Source organism: Streptomyces sp. NBC_01166, assembly GCF_045039765.1.
Lineage (GTDB): Bacteria > Actinomycetota > Actinomycetes > Streptomycetales > Streptomycetaceae > Streptomyces.
In genome coordinates, this window is sequence record NZ_CP108613.1 from 15,372 (window position 1) to 29,351 (window position 13,980).

Annotated in this window: 9 protein-coding genes; all 9 read right to left on the minus strand. The window is 67.7% G+C overall.

The features are described from left to right. Positions 1–169: 169 nt before the first annotated feature. Positions 170–586 carry a hypothetical protein gene (locus tag OG379_RS00090; RefSeq protein ID WP_405657884.1) on the minus strand — a complete coding sequence of 139 codons (417 nt, stop codon included), beginning with the start codon at positions 584–586 and terminating at the stop codon, positions 170–172. Positions 587–1,424: 838 nt separating this feature from the next. After that, positions 1,425–1,949 carry a hypothetical protein gene (locus OG379_RS00095; protein ID WP_405657887.1) on the minus strand — a complete coding sequence of 175 codons (525 nt, stop codon included), beginning with the start codon at positions 1,947–1,949 and terminating at the stop codon, positions 1,425–1,427. Positions 1,950–2,217: 268 nt separating this feature from the next. After that, entirely contained in the window at positions 2,218–3,837 is a 1,620-nt protein-coding gene (locus OG379_RS00100) for a GMC oxidoreductase (RefSeq protein WP_405657890.1), read from the minus strand. Further along, a complete protein-coding gene (locus OG379_RS00105) occupies positions 3,834–4,742 on the minus strand; it encodes an alpha/beta fold hydrolase (protein WP_405657893.1) in 909 nt (302 codons plus the stop codon). The genes OG379_RS00100 and OG379_RS00105 overlap by 4 nt, the downstream gene beginning before the upstream one ends. 78 nt (positions 4,743–4,820) lie before the next feature. Further along, positions 4,821–5,414 carry a maleylpyruvate isomerase family mycothiol-dependent enzyme gene (locus OG379_RS00110; protein WP_405657896.1) on the minus strand — a complete coding sequence of 198 codons (594 nt, stop codon included), beginning with the start codon at positions 5,412–5,414 and terminating at the stop codon, positions 4,821–4,823. A 99-nt stretch (positions 5,415–5,513) separates the two neighbouring features. Further along, on the minus strand, positions 5,514–6,857 hold the full coding sequence (locus tag OG379_RS00115; RefSeq protein WP_405657899.1) for a wax ester/triacylglycerol synthase domain-containing protein: 1,344 nt from the start codon (positions 6,855–6,857) through the stop codon (positions 5,514–5,516). A 97-nt stretch (positions 6,858–6,954) separates the two neighbouring features. Beyond that, on the minus strand, positions 6,955–7,818 hold the full coding sequence (locus OG379_RS00120; RefSeq protein WP_405657902.1) for an SDR family NAD(P)-dependent oxidoreductase: 864 nt from the start codon (positions 7,816–7,818) through the stop codon (positions 6,955–6,957). A 41-nt stretch (positions 7,819–7,859) separates the two neighbouring features. Then, positions 7,860–12,638 carry an SDR family oxidoreductase gene (locus OG379_RS00125; RefSeq protein WP_405657905.1) on the minus strand — a complete coding sequence of 1,593 codons (4,779 nt, stop codon included), beginning with the start codon at positions 12,636–12,638 and terminating at the stop codon, positions 7,860–7,862. Continuing rightward, positions 12,635–13,957, minus strand: a complete 1,323-nt coding sequence (locus OG379_RS00130; RefSeq protein ID WP_405657908.1) for an acyltransferase domain-containing protein — start codon at positions 13,955–13,957, stop codon at positions 12,635–12,637. The genes OG379_RS00125 and OG379_RS00130 overlap by 4 nt, the downstream gene beginning before the upstream one ends. Positions 13,958–13,980: the final 23 nt, after the last annotated feature.

Sequence of the window (13,980 nt, forward strand, 5' to 3'; positions counted from 1 at the left end):
CGGCGACACGGGATTCCCCCGATGTCCGGCCCGACCAGTGCGATGTGTGCCTCTCAAGTAGCTGCATTCTCGTAGAGATCGTCTCGCGGTCCCCTCGGATGCATCCCCTGCCAGGCGCAACGAAGACGGAACGGCCCTTGCACGCATCCCGTCATCGGAGAGAACCCGGTCATACCCCTGTGATTTGCAGGGTGACGGTGGAATTTACCGATGGCACTGTCCCTACCCCTAGGGTGCAGGCGAGAATGGTGGTTGCGGGCGCGATTTGCACTTGTTGCACGGCGGCTCCTTCGAAGAGGCCTTCGGTGACAGTTCCTGTCGTCACGTTGACGACGAGAGCACCGACGATCGTCGCCGTTGTTGTCGCTTGGTAGATACTGGTCTCACCGCTGTTCCATGTGATCTTCTGCTGGTTCTGCACTTGCTTCAGCAAGTCAAGGCAGGAGAGCTGAGAAGAAGTCTGACCGCTTGCGGTACCAGAGGTGATATCTGGATGGGTGAGTGACACGCAAGGGCCATAGTTGGCCTGCGTACTGATCGTCACAGCCTGCGGGGTTCCGGTCAGCGCCGGACTGAATGTCGTCACTCTATTACTGGGAACTGTACAGGTGACCTCTGTCAGCATCTCAGAAGCGGCTCCGGCCGACGTCGTTGTTGCGGCCACAAGCAGGAGAGCTGAGCCAGTGACCACTCCCCATGCCCCACGTCTCGATAAAATTCCCATCAGCTGATCCTTTCGCGCATATATCGATACCCCGTGGAGACTCATGATGCATCCATTGCGACGGCAAGTCAGCCTGCTTACCAAGATTTACCCGTGCGGGTTATTAGGGTGCGCGTAACCCTTCCATATCAGACGCTACCCATGCGGCTTATGAGGCTCGTGTCGCCTGGTGTTACTTTTCGCTGCAGGATGCTCAGCAGCCAGCTTTTCGACCAACAGTCGGCGGAACCGCAACTGAATCGACTGCGCCTTTGCGGCAGCCCGGCCCGGGGGGCCACGAACTGCGATTACATGCGCATGGGCCCGCTGCGGACACTGCCGGGCCGCACTTCTTCTTCACTCTCGGCTACTCCGCGGTACCACAAGACGGCCGACGGGTCGGCTACGTGATTCTCCGGTTGTGTCTGAGTCGCCACGTGATCTCCCTCTGATCCGGGAGTCGCGTTCGTACGTCGTGCGCGCGAGGGTTTCCAGAACGCCCAGAACAAAGCCTGTCCCCCGTCCCTCAACTTGCCTACACCTGCGGTTGGAAAAGGTGCCTCGATGACCCAGGACCGAGTTTCGTCGAGCCTGTTGAGAGCCAGTTGTCGGCCTGTTTTCGTGCTCTCACGCGTTGAGCGGTGTGTGGTGTACGGATGCTTTCCACCACTGCGCGAGGCAGGCGTCCAGGGAACGGTGCCGCGCTGGCTCCTCAGGGGGGTCAGACGATGACGAGGGTACCGACCGGGAAGGAGTAGTTGGTGATTCCGGTGCTCGCACATGCGGTGAGGTTCAGACTCGCACCTACCAGAGTTTCGGTGACGGTGTGTCCGGCGAAGCGCCCACTCGTGATGCTCCCCAGTCGAATTAGGGTAGTGACCCCATTGACGGCCTCGAGGTTCTGCGTGAACGAGAAGGCGCTCGACTGCCCGTCACTCCAGTGGAGCGTGACCGCCCCAGGGGCGGTATTGAGCAGGTTGGGGCAGCTTAGGCCGGGGACCACGCTGTGCTCGGTGTGCGAGACGGATCCGAGGAGGGGCAGTACACAGGTGTACGAAGTGACGCTGTCCACCGTGACAGTCTGCGGGACATTGGTCACTCCGGGGGAATGGTTGGAGTTCTGGCTTCCGGTGCAGGCCACAAGGGGCGAGTCGGCGTCGGCGGAGCCTGCGGTGGCGACAATCCCGAGGACGGATAGAAGCATCACGGCCAAGCCGGCTCTCAAACATCTGGAGAAACGTTGCATGGTGTATCCCTTTCTGGGAGTGTCTTCCGCCCCTTTGGCGGGTGTCAGGAACGGGCACTAGCAGTATCGGCAGGTTCGGGCCCAGGAGGATGGGCGCGAACCGGTCAGTCTGCGAGGTGTTCATGTGGCCTGAGGGGCTCATGCGCGCGGCAGGTGCCGGCATTGGGGGAGCAGAGACCGGAAGTGGCGGCAGTGACCTTCGGGAGTGGCTGGATATGCGGAGGTGGTATTGCGTCGCGATACTGCAGCACCTCACGCGTGCTCGTCCTCAGGAGGTGAAGTCCGAGATGATGTGATCGAGGCACCGTTCGACCACCGCAGCGATGGTTAGTGCGGGATTGACAGCGGCTGTAGACCCGGGCATGAGGGCGCCGTCCAGGCAGTACAGTCCGCGGTGGCCGCGCAGTCGGCCGTAGAGGTCGGTGCTCTTGCCCAGTACGACGCCGCCGACAGGATGCGCGACCACGGGATGTGACGGGCGGTCGGCCGGCACCGGGTGTGCGCCGGGCATGTAACGCGCGACATGGCGCACGAGGTTCTCCACGGCGCGTACGGAGGTGGTGTCGTACGAGGCCTCCCATTTCAGCCGGGGCTTACCGTCGGCTGTCAGGGTCCATCGGCCGAAGCGGTCGGAGAGGCCCATGCCCAGGCAGACCAGAATCCCTGATCCCACAGGAAAGGACATAGGTGAGTGCATCACGGCGGCGGTGCCGTCGGCGTTCCGCACGAGTACCGCCGGGGGGCCGCCTTGCGGCGCGCCGACGGGTATGGGCGACGTCTTGACGAGGACCAGGTGGTCGCCGTTGGACCCCCAGCCGTCACCGACGGACTCGTGCAGCCCGGGCAGGGCACCGGTCTCGCGTGCGGTTAGGAGCATGCGCGGTGTGTGGGCCCCGGCCGCGAGGATCAGCTTGTCGCAGACGAATACCAGGCGCTCGACAGCTGTCCCCTGCGCGTCCAGACGTTCGGCGGATACCCGGTAGAGGCCTTTTCGGTCCTGGGACATGTGGGTCACCCGATGGAGCGGGCGCACTGCAGTCTTTCCGGATGCTTCGGCCCGTGCCAGGTAGGTGCGGTCTACGCTCATTTTCGCGCCGCTGTTGCAGCCGGTGAAGTGGTACTGGCCGACCGTGGCCGAGGCTGTCTCGGTACCGTCCAGTTCGCTTCGGATGACGTCGAAGTCGTAGTTGCTTGTGATGGTTTCGGCCGAGAGCCCTGACCTTTTTGCGGCGAGGCTCCACAGGTGGTTGGACCGGTATGGTGCGCGGGCGAGCAGGTCGTCGTCGAACGGAGCGGCCACCAGGCGCTTGCGCGCGCGGGGGTAGTAGACGCGGTCGAGTTCGTCGTAGTCGAGTCCGGCGGGGAACATCCTCCGGAAGGGTTCAGGCCGGGGTTGTGCAAGCACACCTCCGTAGACCAGGGTTCCCCCGCCGACTCCTGCGCCACTGATGATGACGACGCCGTCCTGGGTGTTCACGTCCAGCAGTCCGGTGGAACGTGGCAGTGCCGCAGAGAGGGCGCGGCGGAGCAGGGACGGCACCGGCCCTCGGCCCGGTGGCAACGGGGTGGAGTCGTCGTCCAGCCATGCCAGCCGGCTGTCGAGGGAGGGGAACGAGGGAAAGGTGTCCCCGGCAGGGGTGACAGGCCACCGTCGGCCTCGCTCCAGGACCACGCTTCTCACGCCTGCCTCGGCCAGCCGGAAGGCCGCGATGCTCCCACCCACACCGCTGCCGATGATGACGACCCCATGCCGTTCCTCGCGCTCGGTGCGGGTGCCGTCGGCGACCAGCGGTGCCGTACGACCGGCAGGCTTCGGAAAGCCCGTTTGCCCGTCCGATCCGCTGTCCCCTTCCTCGGGTGTGGGGCACTGCTGTGGTACGTCGTTCACGGAGGTCCTCCCTTGCCGGTGTTCTTCCGGGTCGTGGGCTTCGGGCGTTCGTGGTCGTCGCGGACGAAGGAGCCGAGGGCGTCCATGAACTCCTCGGGGCTGTCGAGGTGGGAGACGTGTCCGGCACCCGCCAGGACGGTGAGGCGGCCTGCCGGCAGGCGGCGTGCCGCGGCCCGGCCCTGCCAGACGGGGAAGAGCTGGTCGCAGCCTCCCCAGATCACCAGGGCGGGTACGTCTATCTCGTGCAGGCGGTGGGTCACGATGATGTCTCGGCGCTGTCCGGTGATGTCGCCGCACTCGCGGAAGACCTTCATCGACGTGCGCAGTGTTTGTCGTGACCGGGCCAGCCGGAACTGGGCGGCCCATGTGGTCGCGGGTATGCGCCAGGGCTGGCGGAGCAGCAGGTTGCTGGAGAACGTGAGCGCGGTGGCGCCTCCGGGGAGAGAGGCGATGGCGGACAGCAGGTCGGAGGCGCGCTCTGGTAGCAGGGCCAGTATGACGGCGCCAGGATGGACTGCCCGGCCGAGTCCGCAAGCGTTGACCAGGGTCAGTCTGCTGACGGCGTGCGGGTGGCGCAGGGCGAGTTCCGCGACCACGAGGCCGCCGTAGGAGTGGCCTACCGCGATGACGGAGTGCACGTCCAGGGCATCAAGGAAGTGCATGAGGAATGAGGCCATGGTCGAGGGGCGTACGTCCGGGCCGGGGCTGGTGCCACCTAGTCCGGGCAATGAGATCGCGATGGCACGGTGGGTCAGGGCGAGTTCCTGCATGACGGGGAACCAGTCTTGTGGGTCCGATGCGATCCCGGGCACCAGTAGGACCACTGGGCCCTCTCCGGCTTCGTAGTAGAGGGTGGAGAGTCCCTCCACCAGCACGCGTCGCTTGGTCGGCTTGTGGTCGGTCATGCGATTCCTCCTGGAGCCGAGCGTGGTGCGATCTCTCGCCGTTCGGGGCGGTCGGAGCTGGGTGGGCGTCTGGTGTGGTCAGGTGAAGACCAGGTCGTCCGTCACCGCATCGCGCCCGGCGAGCCACAGGCCCAGTGCTTCTCTGGGGCCCTGGACCCTCGGTACGGACGGCGAACGGGCCCCGATCGCGGGGTAGCCGTCGGTGGGAACCACTCGGTATCGCAGGATTCTCAGATTGGTGGTCAGGCTCAGCATCGCTCCGTCCCAGAGGATGAACGTCGGCACGGTAGCGGGGAGGTCCCTGTTCAGGTCGAGGCCGCGCACGATGTCCTGGTGATGGACCGCGAGGTCTCCCAGGGTGACCGCGGCACCGATGCGGCTGGTCAGGGACGGTTGGTCTGCCCAGATCCTGGCTCGCTCCATGAGGTGGTCCCGGTGGAGGTGGCGGGCCCTCGCCACCTGTGTGCGGTTGGCGGCGTGGAGGAAGGGACCGTAGGGGAGGTAGGTGGCCAGGGGCTTGTCCACGGCCATGAGGTGTCCGAGTATGTCCCTGGGTGACCATTCGGTGCACAAGGTGGGTCCGGATTCGAACTGCTCGTCCGGCAGCTGTTCCAGTGTGGTGATCAGGCGGTGCCTCTCGGCACGCAGTTCCTCTTCCAGGGGAAGTTCCATCGTCTACGGCCTCCTGTCGGCTCATTCGGAGGGGATGGTCTGGATGCCGGTGCCGGTCGGCGTGGACGGCGGAACGGCAGCCTGGCGTGAGGGTGCGGGTCAGCCGCTGATCATTTCGTCGAGGCTCTGTTCCAGGCAGTGGTGGAAGAGGGCGGGGTCCGTGACGGCGGCGGGGTCGAGGTTGGTCCCGATGGCGCACGTGCCGTCGTGCGAGGCCATGGAGATGTTGGCAGCGGCGCCTCCTCTGGGCGCCCAGGCCACCGCGTTCACCACCTGGGCGCCCGCGGCGAAGGTGGTACGGGAGAAGCCGGGGACGCTGGTGACCACGATGTCGACTCCCCTTCGAAGCACCGGGGGAACGGCCAGCCGGTGGATCAGGCCGGGTATGCATGATCCGAGGTCGGCCAGAGTGGTGTACACGTCTCGGGCCAGGGCGTCGCGCGCCTCGGTGATCGAGGCGTGCACGGCCGACATGCGCGCCGGGGCCGGCATGTCGCCGATCGGCCCGGCAATGCGTACGGAGGCGATGATGTTGCCGGCTCCGGTCTCATCAGACCGGCGTATGTTCACCGGCACAAGGGTCGGCACGCTCCTGCGAGTCACTCCCTGATACTCGTGGTACCGGTGGAACGCGCCGAGAACCGCCGAGATGTAGGCCGAGGTGACGGATACACCGGCGCTTCTGCCCGCCGTCTTGAGGTCCGTCAGCGGGACGGTGACCAATCCGTAGTGGCTCGCGGCGCTGCGTTGGCGCAGAAGCGGTGAAGGGGCGACGGGCTGGAGCAGCTGGGCGGCGGAACGGGCGGCGAGACGGGCGCGTTCTCCAGCCGCGTGCGGCGTCGTCAGCCATCGTACGGTCCCCTGGAAGAGCGCCCGCGTGCCGCCCGTGAAGCCGTGGGCTGCCGAGGACAGGGGGAGGCGCGCGTTCGGGGTCGTGCGCCGTTCGACGTGTTCCTGGGGGTATCGGGGGGCTGGGGGGCCGGTCGGTGCGGCATCGGGGAGGAGCCTGTTCATGACCGAGACGATGGTGACCGCGTCACCGACACTGTGGTGCCACTTGAGGAGGATCGCGGCCCGCTGCTGTTCGTAGCCCTCGACGAGAGTGGCCTCCCACGGCGGGTGCGAGGGGTCGAAGTCTGCGCCCGCTCGCCACTCGACGAGGTCCAGAAGATCGCGCAGCCCCGCGGGCTCGGGGAGGCTCAGCCGGTGGACGTGCCGGGTGAGGCGGAAGTCTGGGTCCGGCATCCATGCGGGGGTCCCGGTCCGCACCGCTGTGTCCACCACGCGGTGGGTGAGCCGGGGAAGTCTGCGGACGATCCACCGGCAGCTGTCGAGAAACACGTTCCAGTCGGGTGGCTTGTCGAGGAACCACAACCAGGTGACGTGCGGCCGGGTCAGCGGGTTCGTCCCCATGCGCCAGAAGAGGGTGTCGGTCCCGTTCATGGGGCCAGGAGAGGACCATCCGGCGATCGCCTGGGATCCGTGCATCAGCGCTCCTTCGGGGACGGTGTGACGGGGGCAGCGTGATATGTCGTGTGTCTCATGGGAGGCCGGCCAGTTCTTCGGACCGTTCCCACACGGCGTGCTGCAGGCCGGTGCGGAAACGGTGGACGGTGGGCGGCAGGAGAACGGCTCCGGGCGTGGTGGAGTAGAAGCCGCCACTGCGGCTGGCGTAGCGCGGGTCACTGGCCAGGCGCAAGGCCTGCTCGGCACCCTGCCGGGCACTCCTCACCAGTGGGGTGCCTTCCGCGAGGGAGAACAGGGCGGTGCCCATCGGTATGTTCCGGGTGAGCCCCGTGGACACGAGTCCGGGGCAGAACGCGTTGGCGGTGATGCCTCGCGAAGGCCACCGGCGGGCGATCTCCTGTGTGACGAGCACGTTCAGCAGTTTTGAGCGGGCGTACACGGCCAACGAGCCGATCGGGCCGTACGAACCGGGGTCGGCGAAGGTGCGGGGGTCGATGCGCACGACGCTCCGGTGTGCCTCGGACGCGACCATGATGATCCGTGCTGCGGAGCTCCGTTCCAGCAGATCTGCAAGGAGGTTGGTGAGGAGGAACGGGCCCAGGTGGTTGGTCGCGATCATCCTGTCGAACCCGTCGGCACTGACCGCCGGACGCAGATCGTGTATGCCCGCGTTGTTGATCAGGACGTCGAGGTGTGGCAGGCGTTCGTGCACCTCGTCAGCCACCCGGCGCACGTCCTGCAACGCGGAGAGGTCGGCCACGAGCATGCGGACAGCGGTGCCGGGCCGGTCCCTGTTCAGTTCGGCCAGGGTCGCTTCGCCCCGGGTCCGGTCGCGGCAGATGAACAGCAGATGCGCACCTGCGGCGACGAGCCCGCGGGCGATCTCCTTGCCGATACCGGACGTCGCGCCGGTGACGACACAGTACGTGCCTTCCATGCCTCTCCCCTCGTGTTGTGCCCTGGTGTCCCCCGGTCCTGTCATGCCGGCATCTCCACCAGTGCGACCCCAGACATCACCAGCAGGAGCCGGCCCTCCGGCGTGACGGCCCGGTGGACGCCGTCCGCATCGACCGACACCACGAGTCGGTGTCCGTGCCGTAGGAGCAGGTCGTGGTCGTTGGCACCGCACGTGTACAACTCGACACGCGACACCGAGCGCGGTACGAACACCTGCCGGTCGCCACCGTCGGTCGCGGTGAGAGCAGATGTCCGGAGCGCGGCGCACATGAGCAGTGCCGGTGTCGTCATCGTGCGCAACCCGGGGTATCCGGCCAGGTCAGGGGCCCAGGTACCGCGCGCGAGGCCGTGGTCCACGGAGCAGCGGGAGAGGTTACGGAAGGGACCGCGCAGTGATACGGGGGCGTCCAGCGCTGTGTACGGGTCCTGCGCGAGCGAAGGGTCGTCCGGGGGCGGGGGGTCCCACCGGGGAGGGTCCCGGCGAGGATCGCGGGACAACAGCACCTCGGTCGTGAAGTGGCGGAGTCTTCCCGTGTGCATCCGGCCGTCCGGGCCGAGGACATCCGAGTGGATGCTCACCGCTACCGTCGTCAGGTGTTCGTCGCCCACTCGCTTCCGTGCCGTGCGCGCCCTTACGCGCAGGGGAGCAGGCCTGCTCCGGCTGAAGGGCCGGATGAAGGTGTCGAATCGGGCGTCACGGAAGCCCGTGGCGAAGGTTCCCGGTACCAGCGCTTCCGCGGCCTGCGCGGCGATGTCCAGGATGAAGGTCGCGGGCACCGTCGGCTTCCCGCTGACCAGGTGGTCCTGGAGGTGCGGTTCATCGTGGGGTGCCATCGGGTATGCCCATTCCGCCTGGCCACTTCGGTCTTTCGGTGACGCCCACCAGGTCGGCCGGAGCCGGCTCGCTGGAGGTGCGAGCGGCTCGTCGTGGACCAGGCCCGGGAAGTGGCGCCGCAGGCGGTCCCGTTCCGTCCTGCCCAGATAGACCGCCGTACCCCCTGTTCGTGGGGCGGCCGCCAGCTCGTCCAGGAACTGGGCCGTGCCCTCGGCCGTCGTTATCGGTGTGAACTGTGCCTGAGACGCCACGTGTTCCTGGAACAGGGCGTCGGATCCCATACCGGTCTGCCGCCACATCGTGAAAGCGATGGTGATCTCCTTCGAACTCTCGGCCGTTTCGGCGACCGCTTCCAGGTAGGCGTTGCCCGAGGCGTAGTCCGTGTCGCCCGGGGCACCCGCCGATCCTGAGTAGGAGCCGATGTTGCACCAGAGTTCAGGTTGGTTCTCCCCGAGTGCCGATCTGAGGTGAAGATGGCCGAGCACCTTGGTGTCACGCACCGCGCGGAATCCGTCGAGATGCTTCCTCTCCAGGACGGTCGAGGCCACTTGGCCGGCGGCGTGAACGACGAAGTCGACCCGGCCGTCGGTGCGCACGACGTGGTCGACCGCCCTGCGCACCGCCTCCTCGTCCCGTATGTCGCACGCGATGTAGTGCAGCCGGTCCTCACCGAACCGGGCCTTGAGAGCCCTCAGAGTGAGGTGCAGCCGCCGTTGCTTGAGCAGGGCGTCCGCTCGGGAGACCACCGACGGTAGCGGCATCTCGGGCAGGCTTGCGTGCAGCCGGCGAATGAGGGTGGCGCGGAGACCTGCGGGTTCCTCGCCTGCTAGGCCTTCCAGTTCTGGGGGCATGGGTGTCTCCGGCGTACGGCCCAGAAGCCACAAGGTGGGCCGGGCATGCGCGGAGAGCGCAGTGAGCAGGGCTTGCACGATATCGCCCGCGCCACCGGTGATCAGACCGACGGATTCGTCATGGAGCGGCAGGACGGTGGGCTGGGCCGGGTCGGTGAGAGGTACCGGGTGCAGTGTTTCGGTCCAGCGTCTTCCCTGCAGGTAGAAGATGGCGGCAGCCGGAAGTGGGCGGGCGGTTCGTTCCCGCGCCGCGCGAGCGAGGAGCTCGGGGCCGATGGAGTCGTCGGTTGTTAGTGTGAAGGCGAGCGTGCCTGGGCGTTCCCAGCGCAGGCTCTTGACGAACCCGTCGAAGAGCGCGGAGACGGGATGTGCTGTTCGCTGGCTCGGGGCCCCGCCGAGCAGGACGGCCAGTGCGCTTTCTGGTCGCCAGCGCGACCAGAGCCGTCGGGTGATGAGGAAGACCGCGTCGTGCAGGATCAAAGCCTGTCGCGTGGTCATGGCGGTCAGGTCCCCTATCACCGTGAGGTGGGGGGCCGCCGAATCGACTGCGGTCAGCATCCTGTCCACAGAGGTCGCAGGTATGAGCCCACCGCTCGCGTCCGGCAGGTCCAGCACGAGCGAGTCACTGTCGCGGAGGCTGCTTACGACCGCAGCCCCGGCGTCCGGCGCGGCCAGCAGCACGACTCCCCGCCGGGGCAGGGGCGGCTCCGGTTGCGTGCCGCCGATGCCCGGCTCGGGTGCGGTAGGCGTGAGCGCCTTTCTGTAGCGGTATGTCAGGCGTTCGGGCCCCGGTTCCGCGTCCGTCACCGTCCCCAGGTGGGCCTCCTCGGCCGGCTCGGCCAACAGGGCGGTGTCCTGCGACTCGGCCGGCAGCCAGGTGGGAAGTTCCTCGCGCTCCACGGCACGCAGGAGTGCCAGCGCGTGGTCGGCGGCGAAGTAAGTGCGCTCCTCTTGCGACGGCGGCTGCTTCTGCCGGGGGGTGTCGAAGGACAGGCGGGCCAGGACCGGCAGCCCGCGCTCGGTGGCGGTGTCGCGTGTCGCCACAGCCAGGAGGAAGGCGCCTTCGCCCGGGGGCGATGTGCCGGCCCCTGCCACAGTGGCGTTCGCGCCGGTTCCGTTGCCGTTGACCGCGACGACCAGCGCCAGGTCGAGTTCGCCGGTCATGAGGTACCGGCGAGCGACGCGAAGGGCCGAGAGGGTGCTGTCTCTTCCGGTGTCGATGGCCATGGTCGGACCGTGCAGGTCGTAGCGCGCCGCGATGCGGGAGGCGATGACGTTCGGCAACACACCTGCCTGCGAGTCCTCGGTGGTCGCCGGCAGTCCCTCACGGGCCCGTTCCAGGCTCCGTGCCACCTGGGAGAAGGCCGGGTCGGAACTGTGCCGGCCGAGCAGCCATGTCGCGTCGTCGGCGTAACAGCGCACCGCCGTCCCCATGAGACCTCGAGGCATCCCGGTGTGCGCGGCAATGACCCCGGTCGTCTCCCGGACGTCCGCCCACAGTTCTCCGTGCTCTGCGGTGAAACGGGCCGCCACCTGCAGCGCCATCAGCTGACAGGGGTCGACGACCGGAATCGTGCGCCCTGACATCCGCACGTCGGCGGGCAGCGGTGCCGGGTAGGGCCGGGCAAAGTGGGCTTCCGGTGGTGCTGCCTTCCCGCGCAACCAGTCGCGCAGCGAGGAGGTGGTCGGTTCCCCCGGCAGGTGAGCCGACCAGGCCACCAGCACCATGTCCTCCGAGCCGGGCCGTTCCGGCGCGCCGGAACGCAGGTGGAGCCCCTCGGGGTTGTCGGTCACGAGCAGGTGCGCGTTGGTCCCGCCGAAGCCGAAGGCCGACACTCCTATGATGCGCGGCCTGTCCTGCCCGGGCGGAAAGTGCACGGCTTTCCCCGGGACCCGGACACGCCCACCAGCGGTCCTGGTCTCCGGTTCTTCGGCTCCCAGCTGCCCGGGTATCCAGCCGTGGCGCAGAGCCAGCAACGCATGCATCAGGGAGAGGACACCGGCGGCCCATCCCGTGTGGCCGAAGACCGGTTTGTTGCTGGTGCACCACTGGCCGGCGTCGGAACCGAGCCCCGCGAGAACCTGTGACTCGACGCCGTCGCCCGCAGGCGTTCCGGTGCCGTGCGCGACGACCCAGTCGACCTGTCCGGCCTGCACACCGTTCACGGATCGGGCCCGCTGCACGGCGCGTTGCTGACCGGCCGGGTTGGGAGCCGAGATGGACTTTCCACGGCCGTCCGCGGCTCCTCCGAAGCCCAGAAGGACGCCGAGGACGGTGTCGCCGTCCTCGCGCGCCCTCCGCAGCGTCTTCAGCGCCACCAGCCCGGCACCGTCACTGAACAGCGTCCCGTCGGAGGCTCCGGTGAAGGCGCGGACACGACTGCGGGGGGAGAGTCCGTTCAGCTTCGCGAACATCACCGCCATCGTCGGGTCCACTACGTTGAAGCCACCGCAGTAGGCGACCTCGCACTCACCGGCGAGCAGGGCCTTGCTCCCCAGGTCGATGGCGTACAGCGACGAAGCGCAGGCGGTGTCGACCACAAGGGCCTCGACCGGGTGCTCGGTGAGTCCCCGGAAGGCCGTGCGTACCACGGAGTCCGGGCCGGCAGCCCGGTCGATCGGCACCGCGTGCCGGTAGTGCTCGAACAAGGCGGCGCGGACCCTGTCGCCCACGCTGTCCGGTGCCGACGTGGCGAGCATCTCCACCAGCACCGACTCGACGAGGCTCTGGCTGCCTCCCGGCCATGCACCGACATAGGCTCCGCAGCGGTAACCGGGTCTGATCCGGACACCGGATCGTGCCTGGAGGACGGTATGCCTCAGCCAGCGGGCCGCCTGGTCGCGGCCTGGGCCTGAGCGGCTCTCCTCCTCCGCCAGGGCGGGGTCGGGCCGGAAGTCGTGCAGGTACCCTGCCCGGCGAGCGTACGTGCGGTCCGGATCCTGCGGGTCATGAGACCAGAACCGGCTCAGTTCGAAACGCCCACCCGGTTCGGTGAAGACGTCTCGGCCGCCGTTGACCGTCCTCCACAACTCACCTGGACTGCAGGCGCCGGGCACGGCGACTCCCATGCCCACCACTACGACGAGTTCGCCCGTCTCCGCCTGGCTGGTCATCGTCGCTGCTCCTCCACCAGATCGGCGATCTTGCCCAGCGTGGTCGCGCGGACCCTCTGCTCGGCCGAGGGCTCGGGCAACTCGTAGTGGGTGCGCACCCGCTGGAACAGTGCGAGTTGTTTGACCGAGTCAACGCCCAGATCGGCCTCGAGGTCGATGTCCGGGGACAGCATCTCCACCGGGAAGCCGAGGTCCTGTGCGTACATGTCCGCCAGGTGGGCAAGCACGTCGGCACGGTTGGACAGCGCTTCTTGCGGCGGAGATGCGACAGCGGCCTGCGGGGGGCCGGGCAGGTCCTGTGACTTCTCGGCATCCTGTTCCGGCCGGTCAGGGAGCGGACGCCGGCCCACAGAGAACCCCGCCTCGCTCAGAGCGGAGGTGATGCTTTCCACATCACCGCGCCTGGGCAGCAAGGGCAGAGTGCGCGCCGCCGAGGGGAGCGAGGACCTCGCGATGCCCGTGAGCGCCTGCCGCGCACCGGCCTCGATGAACGCCGTGGTGCCCTCCCTGAACAGAAGGAGCAACGCATCGTAGAATCGCACCGGTGCCACCATGTTGCGGTCGATCACCTCCCGGACATCCGCGACCGTGCGCACGTACCGGCCGAGGACCGGGGAGTAGACCGGCACACGAGGCTCCGAGAGAGGGACATCTGCTGTGTAGCGGCGGAACAGATCGGCGGCGAGGTGCAGCGCGGGGTTGTGGAAGGCATACCGGGCCCGCAGTCGAGTGGCCCGGAAGCCCAGACCGACTGCCACTTCCTCCACCGCCTCCAAAGACGCCTGCGGGCCGGAGACGACTGTCTGACCAGGGCCGTTGTCGATGGCCAGGCGGAGTCCGGGATCATCGAGCAGGCCCACGAGGTGTTCGGTCCGCCATGCCGGGATGTCCAGGGCGAGGAGACCGCCCTCGGCCGGTTCCGCTTCGTGAAACGCTCGTGTACGCGTGCACGCCATGTGAGCGACGTCGGCGACGGAGACCGCCCCCGCAGCGGACAAGGCGGCGAACTCGCCGAAGCTGTGGCCCACCAGGACGTCCGCGCGTAAGCCGAGCCCGGTGAGTATCTCGAAGCCTGCGGCGTTGACCGCGTAGATCGCCAGGTCCAACTGATCGCTGCTCTTGGCCAGGAGGTCGTCCAAGGATGCCGCGTCGCGCTCGAGGAGCAGGGAGGCCACGGGCTCAAGGGCGTGCTCCGCGGCTACCCCGTCGATCGTCTCGAGTGCCTCGGCCGCCCGGGGGAAATACCGCGCCCGATCGGCGAGCACCCCGGGCAGGTAGGCACCCTGGCCGGGAAACATCACAGCCACGCGTGAGGACATGCGTACACCTCTTCTTGGTGGGG

Excerpts from the sequence above, each read along its gene's own strand:
- OG379_RS00110 (WP_405657896.1), bottom strand. The coding sequence starts at position 5,414 with ATGGAACTTCCCCTGGAAGAGGAACTGCGTGCCGAGAGGCACCGCCTG.
- OG379_RS00115 (WP_405657899.1), bottom strand. The coding sequence starts at position 6,857 with ATGAACGGGACCGACACCCTCTTCTGGCGCATGGGGACGAACCCGCTG.
- OG379_RS00105 (WP_405657893.1), bottom strand. The coding sequence starts at position 4,742 with ATGACCGACCACAAGCCGACCAAGCGACGCGTGCTGGTGGAGGGACTC.
- OG379_RS00095 (WP_405657887.1), bottom strand. The coding sequence starts at position 1,949 with ATGCAACGTTTCTCCAGATGTTTGAGAGCCGGCTTGGCCGTGATGCTT.
- OG379_RS00120 (WP_405657902.1), bottom strand. The coding sequence starts at position 7,818 with ATGGAAGGCACGTACTGTGTCGTCACCGGCGCGACGTCCGGTATCGGC.
- OG379_RS00130 (WP_405657908.1), bottom strand. The coding sequence starts at position 13,957 with ATGTCCTCACGCGTGGCTGTGATGTTTCCCGGCCAGGGTGCCTACCTG.
- OG379_RS00125 (WP_405657905.1), bottom strand. The coding sequence starts at position 12,638 with ATGACCAGCCAGGCGGAGACGGGCGAACTCGTCGTAGTGGTGGGCATG.